This is a genomic window from Methanobacterium bryantii, assembly GCF_002287175.1.
Classification (GTDB): domain Archaea; phylum Methanobacteriota; class Methanobacteria; order Methanobacteriales; family Methanobacteriaceae; genus Methanobacterium_D; species Methanobacterium_D bryantii.
In genome coordinates this window covers 392,119-413,969 of sequence record NZ_LMVM01000023.1, presented here as the reverse complement: position 1 = coordinate 413,969, position 21,851 = coordinate 392,119, and the positions used below count along the sequence as shown (strand labels likewise).

The following is a 21,851-nucleotide window of genomic DNA, read 5'->3' as shown; positions in this document are numbered from 1 at the left end:
TGCTTTTGGGTGTTATTGTTAATGTGTTGCCGCTGATGCTTGTTGTAACTGCTACTGATTTTCCACTGCTAGTTTTTAATTCTATCCATCCTGTTCCTTTTTTGATGGATTCGCTGAATGTTACTTTGATTGCTTTGTTGACTGCTACGTTTGTTGCTTTATTTGTAGGGCTGGTACTTTTTATGGTGGGTGCTGTGCCGTCTGTTTTGAAGGTTTTGCTTCCTGAGTATACGAATTTGTTTCCTGATAAGTCTGTGATGCTTTTTGAATGTACGTATAATACGTATGTTGTTCCTTTAGTTAGGCTGCTTTTGGGTGTTATTGTTAATGTGTTGCCGCTGATGCTTGTTGTAACTGCTACTGATTTTCCACTGCTAGTTTTTAATTCTATCCATCCTGTTCCTTTTTTGATGGATTCGCTGAATGTTACTTTGATTGCTTTGTTGACTGCTACGTTTGTTGCTTTATTTGTGGGGTCTGTGCTTTTAACGGTTGGTGCAGTTAAATCAGAACCTGCACTAACAGTAGATACGCTGCACAAACTGAGCGATGCTATGCTAAAAACGATAGCTATCGCTAAAAGTAATTTCTTCTTAATTTTACCGCCTCCGAATCCAAAAACTACACCTACAATATTTAATAATTTAAATATAAAATTTCCTAAATTTAAGAAATCATTTTAAGTTTTTGGATTATATAATGTTCAATTTTATAGATTATATAAATGTTTTGGTTTAAAAATCGCAAATAAACTCTATTAAATCTTATTTTTTTATTTAAAACGTTCTTAAAACTTATTAAAGCGACATATTTAGATTTATATATATCCATTGCTATTTTAAGGAAAAAAGCTCTAATTAAATCTATTTTGAGAAAATAAGCTTTAATAGATAATTTAAAGTTGGAGTATACAATCTTTGAATACTATTTGTCGTTATATTTACTTTAAATTTAAAACCCCTAAACACTAGAGGCTTTTAAGGCTCCAAAAATCTTTCATTTGGAAGATTTTTGGGCGAAAGAATTTTTAGAGTTATTTAAATTTATAGAACAATTATTATGGATCATTATGAATTTATCGCCTAGTTTTACAATACTTATTTCTAGTAAGTCTCATGTGAATTGCCCATATCAACTTTTTATATCTTTTCCTACTGAAAATGCATTTTTAAGACGTTTACCGATACCATAATAAGATCGAGATGAAGGATCGTATAAAAATGGCTTAATTTGTTCTATGTCTGGATTTCCATTATCAATTAAATTTTCATCCACTTTTACATCCATTATTTTGCCTGTAAAGTGGGTGTGTAATCCTAGTTCAGTTGTGTTAACAAGTTTACATTCTAGAATAAGAGGAAACTCTTTGATGTAAGGCGCATCTACAAGTTTGCTTTTAACAGGTGTTAACCCTGTCGAAGCAAATTTATTTTCATTTTTTCCAGACACAATCCCAAAATAATCTGCTTCTTTAATGTGACTTTCAGATGGAATATTTACTGTAAAAGCTTTTTTATTTAGAATATTTCCGTGGGTATAAGTAGCTTCTCTTACTGAAATGGAAACACAAGGCGGGCTGGAACATGATATTCCTCCCCATGCAACGTTCATAGCATTTGGTTTCCCATTTTCATCATAAGTTCCAACTATAAAAACAGGAGTGGGATATACAATCGTTTTTGCACCAATTGATTTTTTCATATTTATCACCGTTAAATAATATGAAGTGTTTCATTATTTATTACATGCTGTTGGGGAGTTGCAGTGATATCTGTTTGAATGTGTTAATTATCTATTAAAGTAGCGAAAAAGCGTAAATTAATACTGTAAATTGAATATAAATATTAAGGGGATTAAAATGAAATTTGAAACTAAAATAGTAAAATTAGAAGCTCCAGCGGATTGTAACTTAATTTTAGGCCAGAGTCATTTCATAAAAACAGTTGAAGACCTTCATGAAGCAATTGTAAATACAGTGCCAGGTGCTGAATTTGGACTTGCATTTAGTGAAGCTTCAGGAGATTGTTTGGTAAGAAAATCAGGTAATGATGAATCCCTTACTGAACTTGCAGCAGATAAGACGTTTGAACTTGGATGTGGCCATTCATTTTTAATATTTCTTAAAAATGCATATCCAATCAACGTTATACAGCGTATAATGAACGTGCCTGAAGTTGTAAATATTTACTGTGCAACTGCAAATCCTGTCCAGGTAATAGTTGCTGAAACTGAGCAGGGGAAAGGTATATTAAGTATAATAGACGGTTTTAAACCTAAAGGAATCGAAAGTAAAGACGACGAAGAATACCGGAAAAACTTTTTAAGAGAATTTGGTTATAAATTTTAATAATAACCTATTTTTACTTATTTTGTAAAAATGAAAATTTAAACAATAGGATTTATTTTTTATTTTAAATATTTTTAAAGGGATTAATACTTCTTTTTAGAGTTTAAAACTCATTATTTAAAAATATAATCTTTTTTAGGTTACGTAGGTGTGGTTAACGGTACGTTGTAGAATTAAACAGTTTTTATCCCGTAATTTTATCTAAAATTCGTTTATAATCATTATTTTTTTCTATAAATCATTGAATTAAATTGCAGGTAGAAAAAAATTTATATTTTTATGTTCATAATTTAATACTATAATAAAAAGAGGTCATTTTATGAGTGAATCCGATGTCGTATTTAAAAAACTTGGTGGAGAAAAAAGGTTTGGTAAGGATAAAGTTGAAATAAAAGAAGATTACGTCAGATTTTTAAATAAAACAGGGGGAGTAGTACAAATTAAGATTAAGGCCCCACGGGAAGAACTTATAGATGCATATGAATTTTTCTCTAAGATAAATGATATGGAATCTCTTGGAATGGACATTGCAAATTCAGGGGATAGGTGGAATCATTATTTCAGAGGAGTAACTGATCTTAGCGAGGATGAAAGCGGATCGGGTTATAAATTTCAGGTTACGTTACAGATACGGGACGCTGCTCCACAGTCACATGTGCGTTAATATCTAAACTTAGCCTAATCTAATTATTTTTCATTTTTTGCTCGAATGATTCTTAAAAACATCATAAATTTCTTCAGGGCTCTTTAATATATGTATGCCCATGCTGGCTAGTTTATCAACGTGTTCTACGTCTTCTTTTCTTATAATCAATTCAAGATCGCTCCCATCGGGGAGTTGTGTTACTGTAACTCCTTCTTCTACGTCTGATGGCAGTACATAAATTGGAATATTTGCTTTTTGACCCATAATGGCTGCATTAGGAATTAATGAATCACCTATCCTTAATGCTATCTTTGCAACGGTGTTGGATGTTGCGGGAGCAATTAACATGAATTCATAGGATCCAAGCTGTATTTCACCTGCTAAAAAAGGTGCATTAGCGTTAATTTCTACCCAAAGCCTGTCAAAATCAATCTCCAACGTCTTAAAAAGGCCATAATATTTTAAAACCTGATCTCCAGCTTTAGATACGTATGCCCTTATTTCAAATTCATCCTCGTATTCTTCTTTTATTTTTCGAACGATTTCTGTTATTTCTACCAGCTTATCGCCGCTTCCAGTTATTCCCCAGGCTACTTTTCGTTTTTTCATGACCTATTCTTTGTATTAACTTTTTATTGTTTTTTTCTATTGCTTTAAAAAAAAGTAATTTACATCATAAACTTTAAGTTCAATACTGTATAATACAATCTCAAAAATTAAATTTTTAAACTGCTTATTAATTTAATTTTAAACCCTAATTAATAAAATTTAAGTTAAATTGAAACGTATATCAGGTTTATAGGTCGTGGTAATATCGAAGAAACTGGAAAGGACAAAAAAACAGTGGTAAAAGATGAAGAAATTTGCAAGGAAGAAGTAGAAGAAAAGCCTGAAAAGATAGAAGAATGTTATATCTGCCATAAAAAATTCAACATTAATGCAGATGATGAAAGCTATTACTGGAAGGGAAAATATCCATTTTGCGCCCATTGTGCTGAATTTTATGGATTTTACAGGTAGCTGATATTACTTAATTTTGATATGATCATAAATTTTTTATAGTTTAATGATCATAGGTAATGTCGGAAGAATGTCTTGCAAATATCTGAATTGAACTGAATGATATTTCAGGATGAAACCTGAAAATATTAAATAAGGGGAAATTGGAAGATAAATGTAGGATATTCTTCCACTTAATGTTTATATACTTATTTTGGATTTATTTATAACTATTTTTACTTAAAGGCGGTTCACATGAAATTAAACAGTTCTTTGTAAAGGGAGGTAAATGTGAAAGTAAGTTTGACAGACAGATATTACCTTAAATGTATAAGTTTCACTGCAAGTAAGTAAGATATAATTCAACAAGCTGAAGATAATGGTGCAGATAAACCAGTTTTAAATATTCGGGACAGTCTGCGGGATAAAGAATATAATTTATCTATAGATATAAGTAAAGCCATTGGAAAAATGAAATAATATAATAAAAATGAGGATTTTATAGTAATGGATAATCATTTTATAATTTTATGGGTATTATTTTTATAAAATCCATGAAAAATAGATTTAAAAAGTAAATATGGAAATTTACTTTCTATTTTAAATATTTGGATATAAGGGATATTCCCCATTCGGCCATTTTAGTAGCTTCTTCTTTTGTTTTGGCTTCTGCAAAACATCTAAATATTGGCTCGGTTCCAGAAGGTCTTATTATAACCCATCCTTCTTCTTTAAAGATTTTAACTCCATCAGTTGTATCTACTTCAAATTCACGGGTTTCTTCTGCAATTTTCTGCATAACTTCCTGCTTTAACTCATCAGGACATTCTATTTTCATTTTCTCTGAATAATAAACAGGAAGTTCTTCAATGAGTTTTGAAAGAGGTTTTCCAGTTTTTGCAATTATTTCAATGATTTTAGCGGTTGAAAGAGCAGCATCTCTTCCGTAAACGAAATCAGGGAATATTAACCCTCCATTTTCTTCTCCACCAAATAATCCATCTTTATCTTTTAGTTCTCTTGCAACAATTAAATCTCCAACTTTTGTTGCAGTAACTTCGCCGTTGTATTCATTTGCAATGTCGTAAATTGCAGAAGATGTAGCTACGGTTGTAACAATTAATCCTCCGTTGTTTTCTTTTAACATGTATTTTTCAACCAGTGCAAATGATTTATCACCAAAAACAAAATTTCCATTTTCATCTATACATATAGTACGGTCTGCATCTCCGTCATGTGCAACACCGATATCTGATCCGGTTGCTTTTACAACTTCAATTAATTCTTTAAGATTTGGCTCTGTAGGTTCGGGGTCCCTCCCTGGGAAAAATCCATCAGGCTGGCAGTTCATGGTAAGTACTTCACAACCTAACTTTCTTAAAAGATAAGGTGTTGTAAAGCATGCAGCTCCACTTCCACAGTCTACAATTACTTTTAATTTCGCTTGTTTAATTGCTTCTGCATCTACCCGATCTACAACATTCTGGATATACTCATCTAGTATTCCTTCATCCTTTTCTACTTTCCCAATCTTATTCCATGGTACTCTGTCAGGGGCGCTGTCGAAAAACATATCTTCAATCTTTAGTTCCATATCATCAGGAGTTCCTATACCATAGGAGTCCATTAACTTTATTCCATTATACTTTGGCGGATTATGGGAAGCGGTTATCATGATTCCTCCATCATAGTAATTCCTAACAGCGAATTGGAGAGCAGGTGTTGGTAAAGCTCCAAGATCGATCACATCACATCCTGATGATAATAAACCGCTTATTACTGCATGTTTTATCATTTCTGTGGATGTTCTTGTGTCTCCTCCAACTGCAACCTTCCCTTTTACAAGTGTTCCATAGGATGCGGCAATTTTTGATGCAAATTCTGGAGTTAATTCTGTATTTGCGAGTCTTCTGACCCCAAATGTTCCAAATAGTCTTTTCATAAATTTCACCTTATCTTTAAAATTATATTAAAAGCTTTCAATTGTATTTCTTTAATTAGATATGAGTATAAAGGTTATATTTGGCATGAAATATGTTCTTTATTTAAATAATCATTCAAAAGTCTTAATTGGGCTAAATTTATTTAAATTCAATATAAACACTAATTTTACACCACATTAACGTTATTGATATGATTCTATCATTTATATTTTAAAGTATTAATCAATTTTGTTAAAAACTTTAATGCCCTCGAGCACTGTCAAAATTCTACGAAGTGTTTGAGAGATTTTGACACGCAAAAATCGTAGATTTTTGCATGCTATGCATTTTCCTCAACTTTAAAAATTTTATTTTCATAAAATTTTAAGGTTCGGAAATACTACGTATTTCCTCAACTTTAAACTGAGGTATGTGCACATTCTCTATTTGTATAAATAATCTTTAAAAGATGATCATATTTTTATCAATAGTTAAATTACGACTGTAAATTAATTAGATTCTTTTTATAATACTTTTAGACTATTTAAAGTTCATTTTGAAAAATGTGAAATACGGTAAAAATTTAATACGATAAATTAATTAAATAGTGAATATCATTTACTTTTATAAAATGTTTACAAAATTGTATATTATTAGGGACAATGTTTACAAAAGTAATCTAATGAACTTTATTTAAACAGGAAGTTAAAATGAAATTTATCACTATAATTCCGGCCTACAATGAAGAAAAAGCTATTGAAAGCGTAGTAAAATGTGCACTTAAATACTGTGATGTTTTAGTAGTGGACGACGGTTCGGGTGACAGTACTTATGGCCGCGCAAAAAGTGCAGGTGCTAAAATAGTAAAACATGAAAAAAATATGGGTAAGGGGGCTGCTATAAAATCAGGACTTAAAGAAGCTTTAAATCATGATTATGATGTTTTAATATTGCTTGATGGTGATGGTCAACATAATCCTGATTGCATACCTTCCTTTATATCAAATATAGGGGATAATGAACTGGTAATAGGCTCAAGATTTAAAAATGGAAATCCGGAAAATATGCCGATCTGGAGAAAACTTTCAAATAAAATTACAACGGGTCTTATTAAATTTGTAACTGGTTTTAAACTTACAGATAGTCAGAGTGGTTTTAGGGCTATGTCAAGGGATGCTGCGGAACTTTTTTTAGATATAAAATATGATGATTATGTATATGAATCTGAAATGCTTTATAAGGCATCTGAACATGAAATAGAAGTTAATGAAGCGGCAATACCATGTAAATATGGTGATGAGAAGTCTTATGTGACTAAAATACATGCTCTAAAATATATACTGTTTATTATTGGCCTTTTAGGCAGGAAATTCAAGGTTAGGATTATAAGTAACCCTATCGCTGCAAAATTAGGTAATTAGAGATAGGTATATTGAATATCTTAAAGATTTAATATGTAAAACCAGCATTTCCTGTGGAATTGGTTAATCCATATTTTTCTGTTTCAAAGCATCTTCAATTATTTTATAATTATTAAACAATTTGTTTTAGGAACATGCTTTACATAGTTTTATAACGATTGGTTATAGACATACTTCAATGAGCTTATCTATAAAATATCAAAGAGAAAGCAAGTGAGGAATCTAATTGAAACGATTTTACGTATTCGCTGTCAGTATAGCTTTAATTGTTTTGCTTGTATTGTGGATAGGGCCTGTTAATATTATAAATGCTTTTAAAACTGCTAAGTGGGAATGGCTTTTGGTGGCTCTTTTAATTCACCTTCTGGTTATTGAAGTAAGGGCTCTTAGATGGGGATTTATAATAAATAAGCCCTTTGAAATTAAAAATAATTATATTGTTAAAACAATAGGGCTTTTTGCAGGGAACTTTTCCCCAATGAGGACAGCAGGTGAAGTTCTAAACGCACTTGCGGGTAAAAAGATCAATAAAATATCCCTATCTGAAGGATTGTCCGCAGGATTAACTGAAAGGCTCTTTGACTTTTTAATTGTGGCACTTCTTCTTATTATTTCTTCTATATGGATAGAAAACATGCGTTTCGTGTCTATTATGGGGGCTGTTGGGTCTTTAATAATGGTACTGCTGGTATATCTTGTAAACTGGAGAGAAGACACTAGTATATGGATATATAATAAAATTCACCCGGTTTTATGTAAATTACCCATTAATAATGAAACCCTGGATAATATATATCTCAAGTTTACAGAAGGGTTAAAAGGAATGACCAGCCATACAAATTCCTTTACAACAAGTAAAAATTTAGTTTTTGTATCTATTTTAGCATTTATGTCGTGGATTTTAGAATGTTTCAGGCTTTATGTAGTATTTTATGCATTTAATGTTCAGATAAGTTTTACTTCAGTTATTATAATACTGATCCTGGCAAATATTATTGGAATAGCTTCTGCACTTCCTGGAGGAATAGGATCAATCGAATTATCCCTTACTGGACTTTTCGCACTTTTTGGAGTTCCAGCAGCGCTAGGTGGAAGTATAGCTCTTGCAGACAGGTTAGTTTCTTTCTGGATGGTTAGCGTACTGGGCATAATATTTTCATCTTACTATGCAAAGGATATACTGAGTGAAATTAAAAATTATACTTTAGATATAGGGGTTTTAAAGGATGAATAGTCATAAACTGCATATTTAAACAAGTATTTTTAGGGATTCTCCATCATTTAAAATCAGCTCCATATTTCCATTATATTGCTGCACTTTCCCTGTTATTTTCACCCTATGATTTACAAAGGACAGTGGAGTTAAATTATTCTTTTCAAGGTCTAATACTGCATTATCAAATACTACGGCCGTTGTTTTCCCAGTTCCATCTCTTAACTGTAAAAAATAAGTATTGCTTCTTGGGGATTTGTCTATTTTCTCGACCATGCCCACAACTGATACATCTTCATCAAGCATTCCTTTGTTTAGGTCTTTTATCTTAATTTCTTGAGGTGTTATTTTGTCTGAAAGCAGTATCATTCCTGATAAACCTAAAATTGCAATTATCAAGGCTACTGTAAAAATTTGACTATCTTTCATATTGATCTACTCCATTGGCCAATTGAAGTATTTCAATATTGGTATATTTAAGTATTTACCTTTTATTTTATGAAATAAATTGAAATGAGGCGCAATATAGCTAGACTAGGGCTAGAATGGTAGTATCTAATATTATCTTGATATTTTTCATTTATTTGCAAAACTCATTAATTCCAAGTAAAAAAATAAACATGAAATGTGCTATGAAATTAACTTTTACTCTTAAAAATTGATTCCACGCGTTCAACAGTGTCAATATCTTCAATACTTAAATCTTCCCTTATTCTTTTAACAACAGGGAATCTTAATGAGTAACCACCTTCGTATTCTGGACTTTTAACAATCTCACTGAATGCGACTTCAAGGATAATCTCAGGTTCTGATTTTACTTTCCTGCCTTTTTTTTCTATAATCGAGCTTTCAACTTTGTTGGAAAGCTCGAGTAAGGTGTTATCATCGAGTCCAGTTGCGGTATGTGCTATTGTTTTTAAAGCTCCAGTTCCATCCTGCGCAGCAACAAGATAAGAACCTATGAGGTTTGCCCTTCTCCCTCTGCCGTATATTCCACCTACAATTACTAAATCCAGAGTTTCAGGCGTAGCTTTAAATTTAAGCATCTTTTTACCTCTTATACCGGGCATATATGGGGCATGCGGGTCTTTTATCATTATCCCTTCATGCCCTTTTTCAATTGCAAGCTTGAAAAGGTCTTCTGCATATGCGGTATGTTCTGGTGTTACTTTGACCTGGGTACTGAGACCAAATTTTCCATCATCTATTTTAGAGATTGATTCAAGTATTTTACGCCTTTGCTCAAACGGCGTATCTATAAGTGGTTTTTCGAAGTAAAGAGTGTCGAAAAGATACAATGTTAATGGAACTTCAAGCCGTAATCTCTCAACTTCATACTTTCTTCGCACTCTTTGAAGGACATACTGGAAGGAAATTGGCTTTCCTTCTCTCATAGCGATTATTTCTCCTTCAACAATAAAATCTTTATGAGGCAGGCAGTTTTCGATGTATTCAACGATTTCTGGAACTGCATCTTTTATGTTGTCCAGCCTTCTTGTGAAAACTTTGATTTCATCTCTAATTCTATGAATCTGAACTCTGAAACCATCATATTTAACTTCACAGAGGGCATAGCCCATTTCTTTAATATCATCTTTAACGCTCTTTGAAAGTTGGGCAAGCATTGGTTTTACAGGTTTTCCAGGTATAAGTGTCAGATTTTTAAGCCCTTCTTCCCCTTCTTCTTTGGCTACTTCTGCAACAAGGCCGGGATCATTTGTAAGCATCATGGCTCTTTCTACAACTTCCTTGTTTATGTTAAAAGCTTCTGAAATGGCATCTTTGAGTGTACCTTCTCCGAGTCCAACTCTAAGCTCTTCCAGAACGGTTCTTGTGATGTATTTAGCTTCTTTTGGTGATGCAGATGAAAGAAGTTCACGTAAAATTTCTATCTTTTTTCCCTGTGCTTTTTTCCCTGATTTATCTGCCATTTTTTCCATATTGTTGTAAACTTTGACTATAGTTAGGGGCATTGTAAATAGAGTTGATTGAAATCTATTACTGAAAAGATATTCCGAAGCTAAACCGATGTCTCCCCTGTCCCTTACACTGTCCTCCACAGCTTCAGGACTTACTCCTACAACTAATGATATGGCTTTCATAAGGATTTTTAGGCCCACTCCCATCTCTTTTTCGCTCCATGTTGGAAATACTTTGCCCAATGATAATAAAGTGACAATTGGAAGAATTTCTGCGTCGGTATTTTTTAGAAACTCCGCAAGAATTGTTGTTTTTTCAAGTCTTTTGGTGGTGGAATTCAATGATTCATAGACATCCACGAGCTCTTTGTATTTCATTTTACTCTCTAGCTTGGCCATAATTATCACATATAGAATTAGATTTAATAAATGAGATCTTATAAAAACGTCAACTGCTCTGTTATACAATAGAGCGCTCATTAAAATAAACTTATCTCCCTTTCAGGTACCAGTTAAAAATCTTTGATATAGAATTAAACTAAAATTTTCCAAATTTTATAACTTATTTAAAGTTTTTAAATTTCAAAGTCAAATATATTAAACAAGTAACTTAAATGGGGGATTTTATGCCGGAACTACCTGAAGTGGAAGCATTTGGAAAATATTTAGATAGGACTTCACTTGATAAAATTATTGAAAATGTAGAGGTTAAGAATCCTGAACTTCTTCAAAATGTGGATGCAGATGCATTAAAAGAAAAATTAGAAGGTCACAAGTTTAAATATACTAAAAGATATGGTAAATATACTTTTACAGCTCTAGACAATGATTTCTGGTTAATTTTACATTATGGAATGACTGGAAGGCTTAAATACTTTAAAAATCAGGATGAAGCACCTTCTTATGATAGACTCCTCATAACTTTTGAGGATGAGAGCCACATTGCATTTGATGATCCGCGGAAGTTTGGAAAGATCAATCTGGCCTCTTCAATTGAAGAATTTGTTAAAGAAAAGAAGTTAGGACATGATGCGACTGAAATTGATCTAAAAACATTTAAACAGATATTTGAAAGGAAAAAAGGTGCCATTAAATCAGTATTGATGGATCAGCATATAATAGCAGGCATTGGTAATATATATTCTGATGAAATACTTTTTCAGGCGTGTATTCATCCTAAAGTGCCTGCTAATAAGTTAAATGATCATCAAACAGAACAAATTTTTAAAGTAATGAAAGATGTGCTTAAAACATCGGTGGGTAAAAGGATAGCCGGCGAAGAACTTCCAGATTCATTTATAATTCCCCACAGAAAAAAGAATGGGAAATGCCCAAATTCTGATATAAAATTAAAAACAATTAAAATTTCAAGTAGAACGGCTTATTATTGCCCGAATTGCCAAAAAGAAATATTTGAATAGATATTTTTATCTCATTTTCACAATTGTAAAAATCAAGATTTTACATATTTTTCACTTTTTAGGAAAAGTAATACTGATGCTGTAATTAATAAATGATATTTTTATTTTTTTACCTGTTTGTATTGTTATAAGTCAAATTAATTGCATTAATATCTGTTTTTAACTAGTGTTAGACAAAACTATTTTGATATGTATTTTTAATTGTTCCTAATATGAGTTATTTTGCTTATTTAAAAAAAATTATGAACAGGCCAGTAATAAAGTAATAAAAATTTAAATATTATGAATAACAAAATGGTAGGCATGGCAGTTTTGGACCTTGTATGGATGGTTGCATCATATGCTGCTTTACTGGCATTTATAGCAATAGTGGGAGTTCTAATCTTTAAGTTTGGAATTACTTCATTTAAACTGGCAATAAGTACTGTAGGATCAACTAGAGGGATAGAAAACATCAAAGGTGTTGTTAATCAGCCAGGTCATAGAACTACGGATGAATCGGATGAAATGGAAATCATTGTTTCTTATATTACTCATTTTGTACAAAAAAGCGTAGAAAGAAATCATTATGCAAAATACGTTTATGAAATGCTTAGAGTTGAACTTATTCTTTCCTACATTAAGTCTTTAGATCATTTTATAGAATCTAAACTTGAAAATGTAGATTATGAAGGGTACATGCAGGAGCTATTTAATATTGAGAAAATTACCTCACGTGCTGATTCTTTAAGGAACTTCATAGAATCTAAACGTGAAAAGAATTTTGCAAAATATGCATATATACAATTGTTTAAAAAATAGTATATATGAATTTAGAAGAGCTTTGTGAAGTTGCAAGTACCTGTGTTAAATGCCCATTACATGAGAGTAGAACCAAAGTTGTTTTTGGGGAAGGCTCGAAAAATGCTAAGATAATGCTTGTAGGGGAAGCACCTGGAAAAAAAGAAGATGAAACTGGAAGACCATTTATCGGAATGGCAGGTAGAATTTTAAGCGAGATAATAGAAGAAGCAGGCATGGATCGGTCTGATATTTACATCACTTCAATTGTAAAGTGCAGGCCTGAAAACAACCGAAAACCAAAAAAGTTAGAATATACTACCTGTATTGATCTATATTTAAACAAGCAGATAGAATTAATCGACCCTGATATCGTGGGATTGCTTGGAAACAGTGCAGCTTATGCCTTAATTGGTAAAAAAAATATTAAACAGATCCATGGAAATACATACAAATTAAACGGTAGAAAATATATGGCTCTTTTCCACCCAGCTGCAGCGTTGTACTCACGTGTACTTTTACCTCAATTAAAAAAGGATATGGTAATTCTTAAAAAAGCAATTGAAAAGTAGTTATGAGTTACTAATTATTTTTTGCAGCATTTGAGCATTTTTAGGGGCGTTTGCATTATAATCATTATTAAAATAACAAAATACTTGATTTGAATTTGATTCTTTTAGCTTATTTGTCCATTCTTTCAATTCTTTATCAGAATAAAGATAGTGATTTTTTTCACTTCCAACTCCGTGAAATCTAATGTAAGTGATATTTGCTGTTATTACAAGATCATCTGGAAGATCAGCAGATGAAACTGAACAAAATCCTACTTCAGATTCGTTTAATAAGTCATAAACTTCGTCATTATACCAGCTTGGATGTCTAAATTCTATAATATTATTTTTTGAAAGGTCAAACTGTTTGACGGCATTTTTTAAAAAATCAATATCTTTTGATTTTTGAGGAGGGATCTGGAATAATATGCATCCTAATTTTTCATTAAGAGTTTCTGCAAGACTATAGAAATGATTAAGTGTGCTTTGTGTGTTTTTAAATCTTCTTCTATGGGTAATAACCTGATTGGCTTTTAAAGTAAGCTTAAAATTATCGGGAGTTTTATTATACCATCCTTTAACTGTTTTTTCGCTTGGAAATCGATAAAAAGTGTTGTTAATTTCTACAGTGTTAAACTGTTTAGAGTAGTATTCCAACCATCTTGACTTACTCAGTTTTTCAGGATAAAAATTTCCTGCCCAGTCCTTATAATACCATCCAGAGCAGCCTAAAAAGTATTTTTGGGTGGATTTCATTTTTTTAAACACTTAAATGATTAATTAGTCATTACTTAACTATGAATTACTCTTGATAGATTATTCCGTGTTTTAATTCATAATTTAGCCATGCCCTTGCAACAGGGACCTGATCTCCGTCCCACTCCTGTTCAAGTTCATTTATTACTATGTTGCGTATTTTTGCTGAGGATATTTCTTCCTTACCTTGCACTGCTTGATTTAAGTCCTTCAGAGTTTTATCTATGAGTCTTTTTTTGGCATGCGTTCTATATCCTGCATCTTTAACTGCACTTTCAACAGAATTTTTTACTTTTTGTTCGCTAAAAGGCTCTTTTTTGCCGTTTCTTTTAATTACATCGGTCATAAATTTACATCCTCCCAATATAAAAGTTAACTTTTTATTAAGAAACTATGAAATCAAAATATAAAAGCATGTATAGAATGTTATTTTTTAATTAAACTATCTAAAATTAATTAAATAAGAATATACTTATTATTAGGCTAAATGTGGGGAGTTTATAATTCTCCCCTAATTTAAATAGAATTATCTTCTGCGTCTGCTGCTTTCTTCATAGATAATTCCATGTTCTTCTTCATAATTTCTCCATGCCTGTCCAACTGTTGTTTCTCCGGCCTGTTCTTCATCTTGGTCTAAGTCATCTATTACTATATCTCTTATTTCGTTTGTTCTTACTTCATCTTTGTTCATTACTTGCTGTTTTACATCATTTACGGTATTATCAATTAAGCCACTTTTTTGTTGCGGGTTTAGTCCGGCATCCTTAATTGCACTTTCAATGGAATGTTTTACTTTTTGTTCGCTAAACTGTTCTTTTTTACCATTTCTTTTTATAACATCTGTCATAAATTCACCTCCACCATATTAAAATATTATTTCATAAATTTAGACTAAAGTAACCTTATTTATCTATTAAACGGGTTTAAAATAGAAATTTTAAGAAATCAGTAGTTAATTCCATGCTGGCGTTCATACTGCTTCCATGCGTTGGCAACTTGCTGATCATCTTGTTCTAAATCATTTAATATGGTGTCTCTTATTTGTCTTGTTTTAATTTCATCCTGGCCTTGAGCCATTTGTGCAGCATCCTGTGATGCATGTTCTATAACGTTCATTTTTTCCTGTGGGCTAAAACCAGCATCTTTAACTGCATTTTCAATTGAATTTTTTACTTTTTGTTCGCTAAATTGCTCTCTTTTTCCATTACTTTTTATAACATCTGTCATAAATTCACCTCCACTATAATGAAAATCATGTGAAAAAATTTATTCCATGATTTATCATATTACTTTATAGTTTAGTATTACTTATTGGAGTGATTTATGAATATCTATCTATAAAAAAGTTTAGATCAAATTATTTTTATTGGGATAATTATTGGAAAATAAGCTGTTAAATAGGTTTATATGTCTTTTTAATGGTTATATATGATTTTTAATGGTTATATTTAAAAAGAGTAGTATTTAATCTGTATTATTGTTACATATGTAAATTGGGAGTGATTTATGAATATCTATAATTAAAAAAGTTTAGATCAAATTATTTTTATTGGGATAATTATTGGAAAATAAGCTGTTAAATAGGTTTATATGTCTTTTTAATGGTTATATATGATTTTTAATGGTTATATTTAAAAAGAGTAGTATTTAATCTGTATTATTGTTACATATGTAAATTGGGAGTGATTTATGAATATCTATCTATAAAAAAGTTTAGATCAAATTATTTTTATTGGGATAATTATTGGAAAATAAGCTGTTAAATAGGTTTATATGTCTTTTTAATGGTTATATATGATTTTTAATGGTTATATTTAAAAAGAGTAGTATTTAATCTGTATTATTGTTACATATGTAAATTGGGAGTGATTTATGAATATCTATAATTAAAAAAGTTTAGATCAAATTATTTTTATTGGGATAATTATTGGAAAATAAGCTGTTAAATAGAGTTGTATAATATTACTGCCATGCGTTCATTCCTTCCAAGTTTATATTTGGGAAAAGTTGGATTCAGCATATTTGTTATCCTTTATACATCTGTAAAATTTCATTTGAGCTTGTAGCTTGCTCTGGAGATTTTTCTTCACGCCATCTAATGAATCTAGGAAATCTTAAAGCCAAACCTTGTTTTTCAGATTTATTCCAGTTACATGTATGAACAGGGCTTTTAGTTATCTCTGATCCAAGTACTTCTACCACATATTTTGGGGTAAACCAGAAATCAGGGCTCATTTCTTTGGCCACTGTAACTCGTGCTGGACTTTTATCTACTTTTGCGTCCTCAAGCGTTTTAGGTAAGTTAGCTAATTGTTCATCAGAAAATCCAGTTCCCAGTTTACAGACAGTCTGGAATACATCTTCATCAGAGTTATAAGCAGCACATAAAAGGGCTCCATAAGTACCACTTCGTCTTCCTCTACCTGCAAATGCGCCTACGATAACTAAGTCAAGGGTATCTGATAGTTCGCTGAGGTATTCTTTTTTCCATTTAATCCATGTCCACTCTCTTCCCCCAGCTTTATAATATGAATCTTCTGCACATGATTTACAAACGATACCTTCCAGATTTTTAGTTATACACTCCTGAAAGAAATCATCTATCTCATCAAGGTCAGAACTAACTCTCCGATTAGCTAGTGAAATGTATTTTGAACCTTCTACAATTGTTTCAAGTTTCTTCCTTCTTTCAGGGTAGCTTTTATGCATAAATGATTCACAGTCTACATAAAGAACATCAAACAGCATGTACCTGACAGGAATCTTTTTTCGGTATTCTTTAATTCCATATTTCCTTCGACGCTGCATTAATATCTGAAACGAGCCAAAAAGTTCTTCTTGAAAATCATAGGCCATCACTTCCCCGTCTAAAATAGCTTTTTCCACTTTAACATATTTTTGAATATGTTCAATTAAATCTGGAAATTGGTCAGTTATATCAGTTAAACGCCGGGAAAATAATTTTATATTATTTCCATCTTTATGGGCCTGAATCCGCTCACCGTCGAATTTTTCTTCAGCTGCAATATCTCGGGACTTAATTTTTTCTTTAATATCTTGAAATTCCGATACTCTTTGGGCTAACATGGCCTTTATAGGCCTATTTAATGAAATTTTTATCTCTTTAACTCCCCGTAACCCACTGCTACTTAAAGTTCGGGCTATGAGTCCTATATCTGAACTTATGTTGTAGGCATGTTCAAGTTCTTTTTTCTCTTTCTTTGAGCCAAAGAATGAAACAGAAAGGCTGTTTAGAACAGTCATATCTCCAATACCGAGTCTCATTTTACCATTAGCATATCTTGCAATGTATCTCCGCCCCATATCATCTGCATCCAGAAGCATTGAAGCTAATGTTTCAGTTTTAACCTTTTGAGAACCTTTACCACTTGCAAAAGCGATTTTTCTAAAGCCGTTATAAATATCATTTACAGATGGCTCTTTATGCTCTTCTAAAAGCCTTTTAAATTTCTTTTCAGAGTCTTTTAGCATTTTACTTGCAACTTCGCCTATATCTCCTATATTTCTTATTTCTTCGCCCACGTGTGCTTTATCGTAACCACTTGCAAGTGAAATTGCAGACTGTACGGTTTTTTCGCTTAAACCAAGATTAACATCTTCATAACCTGGCCCTATTTCTCCCAGTACTAAATAGCAGACTTCACCTATCTCATCGTCGCATAAATTTTTGAATGTTTCTGCGAGGATGTCTACCATTTCATTTTGAGAACTGGTATTTTCCAACTTCTCAAGGGTTTTTGTAAATGTTTCAAACTTAATTTTGATCACCGGGCATCTCGATACTTTCAAACTTAATTTTTTACCTGAATCTTTCAGGTAAGTTTTTTTCAATTTCACTTAAATTTTTTATAATATCTTTTGGAGTATAAAGGGTTAATTTAGAAATCAGATCTTCATTATAAAGCATTTTTTCAGTTATAGGTACAGAAATACCATTTATTGTTTCGGGATTTTCCATATGCAACGATCCTAAAGGAACACGGCATAATTTACCTGAAGGGCTCTGTGAAGGGTCTATATTAATAGAATTACCTTGTCTTTCATGGCCTCCTGCTACTTTAAATTCAACCTGTTCATTAATTTTTTTAGCCCATTTACCTGTAAAATTACGTTCAGGATCATTTTTTGAATACTGAAAATGTTCATCATAGAATGGACTGGGCATTAATTCATCTAAAAAGAATAAAACATGGAAAGAATTGCCAGTCCAGTTAATAGATAGGTCATAGTTTCCTAATAACTCTTCAAGTTCCTGATCTTCTTTTATAGTTTCTACAAATATTTGTGTGGTTTCCTGTGCCTGTTCTGCAGAAATACCATTAGAACGGTCTATGTCAAAAAATATCCTGTCAATCTCTTTTCCTGGACCTTCATGATTTGTGGCATAGAAAAAATCAGAAAGCTTTCTTGGAAGAAAATACTGCCATACTTTCGCCTGTACGTCTGTTATTTCTTTTTTTGCAGATGATAAGTGTTCTGTTTTTGATCTAAGTTCTAAAAATTCTAAAGTAACAGCTTCCTCAAGCTCATGAGCAAATAACGGTTCTAACTTAGATCCTCTTTTAATCAAATAACGCATTCTTCCAGAAGGCATCCATATCTTACCTGCAAGTTCCCGATCTCCTAAATATTTCTTAAGTCTACCTGCAGCAATAGCATAAAGTAATAAAACATCTGTCTGTCCAAATGGTGTGACCAACTCTTCAAGATTTTTTTCAGCAAAACTTAGAAGTGAATTCATAAAAATCAACCAGAAAATTTAATATCATATTTGTTAAAATGATTATTTATTCTTTTGCTTGATTAAATTAAGATTTAAGTATAAAATAGATTAAACAGATTGGATTTAATTTGAATAGTATAAAATAAGCTAAATTGAATGTATTTTAGCTTTGAATAAAAAAATTAGTTAATCTGATTATAAGAACTTCCTAAAGCGTTCTTTTTCAACTTTACAAATTGGACATACTTCAGGTGGTTCCTCACGTGCACATAGGTAGCCGCAGACGCTGCATCTCCAAACGGGAAATTGAAGGGAGGATGGTGCACCACTTAAGGTTCCTTTTTGGGATTGTTCTCGTTCTTCAAGTGTAAGTCTTCTTTCTGGTATTGCAAAAACTTCTTTTGTACCTTTTAGAATATCTCCTGAGACATAAAGACCGCAGTAACATGCATCATACTCATTTAAATCAGGGTCTCTGTAATCACATGGGCAGATTATATCAATATCTATTTCTTTATCACCTGCTGCAAGTCTGCAAGGACAAGATCCATATCCATAACGTTTTTCATTGGTAAGTATGCCTTTTAAGAGTTCTTTTGTGAATTCAACATTTGAATTCAGGTGATATCCGCTGGCTTCAACGTCTTTTTTCACTTTTTCGTAAAAATGATCCAGTTCGGCATCACTTATATTACTCATACAAGTTTCTCCTTGATTTCATCTTCCTTGAACCCTACAATAACATCTTTATTGTTTATTACAACCGTTGGGAATGAAAGCTGAGGATTCCATTTTTGAACGTCTTTTATAACATTTGATCGCTCCTCACCTTCTGTAAGGTCAACATAAATATAATTAAATTCGATACCAAGCTTTTCAAGAAGCATTCTGGTTTTTTTACACCATCCACAAGTACTTAAAGCATAAAGAACTACATCTCCTTTGTTTTTTCCTTCTACGTGTTCCATGGCCATACTTTTCCTCCTGAAATTTATGAAAAATCTTTTATTATTATGTAAACGAATCTATTTATAATTTTTTAAATGGATAAAACCTTAATTTCAAAATTAAGAAATTAAATAGTTTTTATTTATTTAATTAGATATATTTAACATAATTTCTTAAAAATAGGCAAATAAAACTTGATATTTTTAGAATTAGATTATTTTAACTTATTTTGCGTATATAATCTCCTGAAACAGTACTATTTCGAAAAATATTTTTTAATTTATATGGTTTCTGTTCCACAAGGTCTTAAAAATATTATGATAAAGGTCTTTCAATTAGAGATCCACAATTCTGGCATTCATATATTTCTAACCATCCTGATGGTTCGTAATAATATTCGTCCACCTTTACCAGATTGTTAGACCCGCAACTTGGACATGTGCTGTAAGATCTTATTCTTTTTATTAAATTTGATCTTTTAGATATGGATCTCATACAATCACCTTGTAATACTATTATGCGTTTTAGTATTTTTATTTTTCGAAGTGGTTTAAAATCCATAAAATGAAAATCTGACAGGATGTTGGGTACAGTTTGAATTGAAAAAGAAATTTGAAAAAAAGTGAATGTGTGTAATTTAGCTTAAATTATCCCTTACAATCCTCAAAGCACAGAATTCACCGCACATTGTACACATATCTCCGCTTGTGGGCTTACTTTCCCTGTATTTTCGAGGTGTTTCATGGTCAAATGCAAGTTCAAATTGTTTCTTCCAGTTGAAGTTTCTCCGTGCATTTGCCATCTGGAGTTCGTTTTGCCATGCACTTTTAACTCCATTTGCGACATCTGCAGCTTGTGCAGCTATTTTGGATGCTATAACTCCCTGTTTTACAGCTTCAATGTCTGGTATTGCAAGATGTTCTTTAGGGGTAACGTAACACAGGAAATCTGCCCCTGAAGAAGCAGCAATAGCTCCCCCTATAGCAGATGTTATATGATCGTAACCTGGAGCAAGATCGGTTACAATCGGGCCTAAAACATAGAAAGGCGCTCCTTTACAGATGGTTTTTTGAATTTTCATGTTTGCCTGGATTTGATCCAGTGGCACGTGTCCTGGACCTTCTACCATGACCTGAACTCCTGCATCTCTTGCTCTTTCTACAAGTTGACCAAGAGTAATAAGTTCCTGAATTTGGGAAACATCTGAAGCATCTGCAAGACATCCTGGCCTTAACCCGTCTCCTAAACTTAGTGTAACGTCGTATTCGTGAGCTATTTCAAGTAAATAGTCATAATTTTTATAAAGGGGGTTTTCTTCTTCATTTTGAAGTATCCATGCAGCTAAAAAAGATCCTCCACGACTTACAACGCCCATAATTCTATCAGAATTTTTTACTTTTTCTACAGTGTCCATGGTTATTCCTGAATGGATGGTCATGAAATCAACACCTTCTTTTGCCTGGTTTGTTATGGCGTTGAACATGTCGTCTTCATCCATGTTAATTACAGCACCTTTTTCTTTGGATGCGCTCACAGCTGCTTCATAAATAGGGACAGTTCCAATTGGAACATTCACTGCCTGCATTATCTTTTCTCTAATTGATTCCAGATTTGGCCCGGTACTTAAGTCCATTATAGCATCAGCGCCGTATTCGACCGCTACTTTGGCTTTTTGAATTTCAACATCTATATCTTCTATTTCTGAAGATGATCCGATATTGGCGTTAATTTTTGTGCTGAGTCCTTTTCCAATACCTTTGGGAACACTTTTACTATTTACATTCTTTGGAATTGTGATATAACCTTTTGCCACTTGTTTAATAAGTTTTTGGATGTCAATATTTTCCTCTTTAGCGACAATTTCCATTTCATTGGTGATCTGGCCTTTTCTGGCGTATTCTAACTGAGTCACGTTTAATCCCTCGTCTTAAAAAATTTAGATAAAACTCTAACTATAACTTTTTACTTTCATGTTAATATAAACTGGTAATGCAAAAATCCATTATTAAAGTGGTATATTGCATTATCTAAAAATACAATGCATGTAACTGCCACTCATAGATTTAACACGACTTAAATTAAAATTCATTATAATTTCAATATTGTGTTTAGTATTGTATATTTAAGTAATTACATTTTGCAATACTGTTAATTTATTATGTAGAGACTGTATCTTTTAAAAAA

The 21,851-nt window shown here is 32.0% G+C and carries 24 protein-coding genes; 8 read left to right on the top strand and 16 right to left on the bottom strand.

Going from position 1 to position 21,851, the window contains the following annotated elements:
- Both ASJ80_RS10630 and ASJ80_RS10625 read right to left on the bottom strand, forming a co-directional pair.
- A partial coding sequence (locus ASJ80_RS10630; RefSeq protein WP_179288748.1) for an Ig-like domain-containing protein occupies nucleotides 1–541 on the bottom strand: 541 nt, incomplete at its 3' end.
- Nucleotides 542–1,131: 590 nt separating this feature from the next.
- Nucleotides 1,132–1,701: a flavin reductase family protein gene (locus ASJ80_RS10625; protein WP_069585661.1), complete on the bottom strand. Its 570-nt coding sequence runs from the start codon at nucleotides 1,699–1,701 to the stop codon at nucleotides 1,132–1,134.
- Between the two features lie 157 nt (nucleotides 1,702–1,858).
- On the opposite strand from ASJ80_RS10625, the gene ASJ80_RS10620 reads away from it, so the two are divergent.
- Both ASJ80_RS10620 and ASJ80_RS10615 read left to right on the top strand, forming a co-directional pair.
- Nucleotides 1,859–2,347 (top strand): adenosine-specific kinase, encoded by a 489-nt coding sequence (locus ASJ80_RS10620; RefSeq protein WP_069585662.1) that lies wholly within the window; start codon nucleotides 1,859–1,861, stop codon nucleotides 2,345–2,347.
- A 319-nt stretch (nucleotides 2,348–2,666) separates the two neighbouring features.
- A complete protein-coding gene (locus ASJ80_RS10615) occupies nucleotides 2,667–3,011 on the top strand; it encodes a hypothetical protein (RefSeq protein WP_069585663.1) in 345 nt (114 codons plus the stop codon).
- 30 nt (nucleotides 3,012–3,041) lie between these two features.
- On the opposite strand, the gene afpA is transcribed toward ASJ80_RS10615, so the two are convergent.
- Nucleotides 3,042–3,602, bottom strand: a complete 561-nt coding sequence (gene afpA, locus ASJ80_RS10610; protein ID WP_069585664.1) for an archaeoflavoprotein AfpA — start codon at nucleotides 3,600–3,602, stop codon at nucleotides 3,042–3,044.
- Nucleotides 3,603–3,836: 234 nt separating this feature from the next.
- On the opposite strand from afpA, the gene ASJ80_RS17095 reads away from it, so the two are divergent.
- Entirely contained in the window at nucleotides 3,837–4,013 is a 177-nt protein-coding gene (locus ASJ80_RS17095; RefSeq protein WP_176720338.1) for a hypothetical protein, read from the top strand.
- Nucleotides 4,014–4,587: 574 nt separating this feature from the next.
- Here the strand turns inward: ASJ80_RS17095 and glmM are convergent.
- Nucleotides 4,588–5,934: a phosphoglucosamine mutase gene (gene glmM, locus ASJ80_RS10605; protein ID WP_069585665.1), complete on the bottom strand. Its 1,347-nt coding sequence runs from the start codon at nucleotides 5,932–5,934 to the stop codon at nucleotides 4,588–4,590.
- Nucleotides 5,935–6,624: 690 nt separating this feature from the next.
- Here glmM and ASJ80_RS10600 point away from each other — a divergent pair.
- Both ASJ80_RS10600 and ASJ80_RS10595 read left to right on the top strand, forming a co-directional pair.
- The gene (locus ASJ80_RS10600) at nucleotides 6,625–7,335 is read left to right on the top strand and encodes a glycosyltransferase family 2 protein (RefSeq protein WP_069585666.1); all 711 of its coding nucleotides are present in this window, start codon (nucleotides 6,625–6,627) and stop codon (nucleotides 7,333–7,335) included.
- Nucleotides 7,336–7,561: 226 nt separating this feature from the next.
- Entirely contained in the window at nucleotides 7,562–8,569 is a 1,008-nt protein-coding gene (locus tag ASJ80_RS10595; protein ID WP_069585667.1) for a flippase-like domain-containing protein, read from the top strand.
- Between the two features lie 15 nt (nucleotides 8,570–8,584).
- Here the strand turns inward: ASJ80_RS10595 and ASJ80_RS10590 are convergent, their stop codons facing one another.
- Together ASJ80_RS10590 and ASJ80_RS10585 are read right to left on the bottom strand one after the other, a co-directional pair.
- A complete protein-coding gene (locus ASJ80_RS10590; RefSeq protein ID WP_069585668.1) occupies nucleotides 8,585–8,977 on the bottom strand; it encodes an OB-fold nucleic acid binding domain-containing protein in 393 nt (130 codons plus the stop codon).
- A 209-nt stretch (nucleotides 8,978–9,186) separates the two neighbouring features.
- Complete coding sequence (locus tag ASJ80_RS10585; protein ID WP_069585669.1) at nucleotides 9,187–10,845, bottom strand: ATP-dependent DNA ligase; 1,659 nt, start codon at nucleotides 10,843–10,845, stop codon at nucleotides 9,187–9,189.
- A gap of 248 nt (nucleotides 10,846–11,093) precedes the next feature.
- On the opposite strand from ASJ80_RS10585, the gene ASJ80_RS10580 reads away from it, so the two are divergent.
- From ASJ80_RS10580 to ASJ80_RS10570, 3 genes are all read left to right on the top strand, one after another.
- Nucleotides 11,094–11,888: an Fpg/Nei family DNA glycosylase gene (locus ASJ80_RS10580; RefSeq protein ID WP_069585670.1), complete on the top strand. Its 795-nt coding sequence runs from the start codon at nucleotides 11,094–11,096 to the stop codon at nucleotides 11,886–11,888.
- A gap of 282 nt (nucleotides 11,889–12,170) precedes the next feature.
- Complete coding sequence (locus tag ASJ80_RS10575; RefSeq protein WP_069585671.1) at nucleotides 12,171–12,689, top strand: hypothetical protein; 519 nt, start codon at nucleotides 12,171–12,173, stop codon at nucleotides 12,687–12,689.
- 5 nt (nucleotides 12,690–12,694) lie between these two features.
- Nucleotides 12,695–13,240: a uracil-DNA glycosylase gene (locus ASJ80_RS10570; RefSeq protein ID WP_069585672.1), complete on the top strand. Its 546-nt coding sequence runs from the start codon at nucleotides 12,695–12,697 to the stop codon at nucleotides 13,238–13,240.
- Here the strand turns inward: ASJ80_RS10570 and ASJ80_RS10565 are convergent, their stop codons facing one another.
- From ASJ80_RS10565 to thiC, 10 genes are all read right to left on the bottom strand, one after another.
- On the bottom strand, nucleotides 13,241–13,975 hold the full coding sequence (locus ASJ80_RS10565) for a DUF72 domain-containing protein (RefSeq protein ID WP_069585673.1): 735 nt from the start codon (nucleotides 13,973–13,975) through the stop codon (nucleotides 13,241–13,243). It lies immediately after the preceding gene.
- 46 nt (nucleotides 13,976–14,021) lie between these two features.
- On the bottom strand, nucleotides 14,022–14,321 hold the full coding sequence (locus ASJ80_RS10560; RefSeq protein WP_069585674.1) for an ATP cone domain-containing protein: 300 nt from the start codon (nucleotides 14,319–14,321) through the stop codon (nucleotides 14,022–14,024).
- A gap of 180 nt (nucleotides 14,322–14,501) precedes the next feature.
- Nucleotides 14,502–14,822, bottom strand: a complete 321-nt coding sequence (locus tag ASJ80_RS10555) for an ATP cone domain-containing protein (protein WP_069585675.1) — start codon at nucleotides 14,820–14,822, stop codon at nucleotides 14,502–14,504.
- A gap of 98 nt (nucleotides 14,823–14,920) precedes the next feature.
- On the bottom strand, nucleotides 14,921–15,202 hold the full coding sequence (locus tag ASJ80_RS10550; RefSeq protein ID WP_069585676.1) for an ATP cone domain-containing protein: 282 nt from the start codon (nucleotides 15,200–15,202) through the stop codon (nucleotides 14,921–14,923).
- A 798-nt stretch (nucleotides 15,203–16,000) separates the two neighbouring features.
- Nucleotides 16,001–17,833: an ATP-dependent DNA ligase gene (locus tag ASJ80_RS10545; RefSeq protein WP_083240865.1), complete on the bottom strand. Its 1,833-nt coding sequence runs from the start codon at nucleotides 17,831–17,833 to the stop codon at nucleotides 16,001–16,003.
- Entirely contained in the window at nucleotides 17,796–18,737 is a 942-nt protein-coding gene (locus tag ASJ80_RS10540; RefSeq protein WP_069582840.1) for a hypothetical protein, read from the bottom strand. The genes ASJ80_RS10545 and ASJ80_RS10540 overlap by 38 nt, the downstream gene beginning before the upstream one ends.
- A gap of 177 nt (nucleotides 18,738–18,914) precedes the next feature.
- Nucleotides 18,915–19,418, bottom strand: coding sequence for a ferredoxin-thioredoxin reductase catalytic domain-containing protein (locus tag ASJ80_RS10535; protein ID WP_069582839.1), 504 nt, complete (start codon nucleotides 19,416–19,418; stop codon nucleotides 18,915–18,917).
- A complete protein-coding gene (locus tag ASJ80_RS10530) occupies nucleotides 19,415–19,693 on the bottom strand; it encodes a glutaredoxin family protein (RefSeq protein ID WP_069582838.1) in 279 nt (92 codons plus the stop codon). Before ASJ80_RS10530 ends, ASJ80_RS10535 begins: the two co-directional genes overlap by 4 nt.
- Before the next feature lie 289 nt (nucleotides 19,694–19,982).
- Nucleotides 19,983–20,162, bottom strand: a complete 180-nt coding sequence (locus tag ASJ80_RS10525) for a hypothetical protein (RefSeq protein ID WP_048080498.1) — start codon at nucleotides 20,160–20,162, stop codon at nucleotides 19,983–19,985.
- A 142-nt stretch (nucleotides 20,163–20,304) separates the two neighbouring features.
- Entirely contained in the window at nucleotides 20,305–21,579 is a 1,275-nt protein-coding gene (gene thiC, locus ASJ80_RS10520) for a phosphomethylpyrimidine synthase (RefSeq protein WP_069582837.1), read from the bottom strand.
- Nucleotides 21,580–21,851 lie beyond the last annotated feature (272 nt).

Coding starts and splice junctions, on each gene's coding strand:
- ASJ80_RS10625 (WP_069585661.1), bottom strand. CDS start 1,701: ATGAAAAAATCAATTGGTGCAAAAACGATTGTATATCCCACTCCTGTT.
- ASJ80_RS10620 (WP_069585662.1), top strand. CDS start 1,859: ATGAAATTTGAAACTAAAATAGTAAAATTAGAAGCTCCAGCGGATTGT.
- ASJ80_RS10615 (WP_069585663.1), top strand. CDS start 2,667: ATGAGTGAATCCGATGTCGTATTTAAAAAACTTGGTGGAGAAAAAAGG.
- afpA (WP_069585664.1), bottom strand. CDS start 3,602: ATGAAAAAACGAAAAGTAGCCTGGGGAATAACTGGAAGCGGCGATAAG.
- glmM (WP_069585665.1), bottom strand. CDS start 5,934: ATGAAAAGACTATTTGGAACATTTGGGGTCAGAAGACTCGCAAATACA.
- ASJ80_RS10600 (WP_069585666.1), top strand. CDS start 6,625: ATGAAATTTATCACTATAATTCCGGCCTACAATGAAGAAAAAGCTATT.
- ASJ80_RS10590 (WP_069585668.1), bottom strand. CDS start 8,977: ATGAAAGATAGTCAAATTTTTACAGTAGCCTTGATAATTGCAATTTTA.
- ASJ80_RS10585 (WP_069585669.1), bottom strand. CDS start 10,845: ATGAAATACAAAGAGCTCGTGGATGTCTATGAATCATTGAATTCCACC.
- ASJ80_RS10580 (WP_069585670.1), top strand. CDS start 11,094: ATGCCGGAACTACCTGAAGTGGAAGCATTTGGAAAATATTTAGATAGG.
- ASJ80_RS10575 (WP_069585671.1), top strand. CDS start 12,171: ATGAATAACAAAATGGTAGGCATGGCAGTTTTGGACCTTGTATGGATG.
- ASJ80_RS10570 (WP_069585672.1), top strand. CDS start 12,695: ATGAATTTAGAAGAGCTTTGTGAAGTTGCAAGTACCTGTGTTAAATGC.
- ASJ80_RS10565 (WP_069585673.1), bottom strand. CDS start 13,975: ATGAAATCCACCCAAAAATACTTTTTAGGCTGCTCTGGATGGTATTAT.
- ASJ80_RS10560 (WP_069585674.1), bottom strand. CDS start 14,321: ATGACCGATGTAATTAAAAGAAACGGCAAAAAAGAGCCTTTTAGCGAA.
- ASJ80_RS10555 (WP_069585675.1), bottom strand. CDS start 14,822: ATGACAGATGTTATAAAAAGAAATGGTAAAAAAGAACAGTTTAGCGAA.
- ASJ80_RS10550 (WP_069585676.1), bottom strand. CDS start 15,202: ATGACAGATGTTATAAAAAGTAATGGAAAAAGAGAGCAATTTAGCGAA.
- ASJ80_RS10540 (WP_069582840.1), bottom strand. CDS start 18,737: ATGAATTCACTTCTAAGTTTTGCTGAAAAAAATCTTGAAGAGTTGGTC.
- ASJ80_RS10535 (WP_069582839.1), bottom strand. CDS start 19,418: ATGAGTAATATAAGTGATGCCGAACTGGATCATTTTTACGAAAAAGTG.
- ASJ80_RS10530 (WP_069582838.1), bottom strand. CDS start 19,693: ATGGCCATGGAACACGTAGAAGGAAAAAACAAAGGAGATGTAGTTCTT.
- ASJ80_RS10525 (WP_048080498.1), bottom strand. CDS start 20,162: ATGAGATCCATATCTAAAAGATCAAATTTAATAAAAAGAATAAGATCT.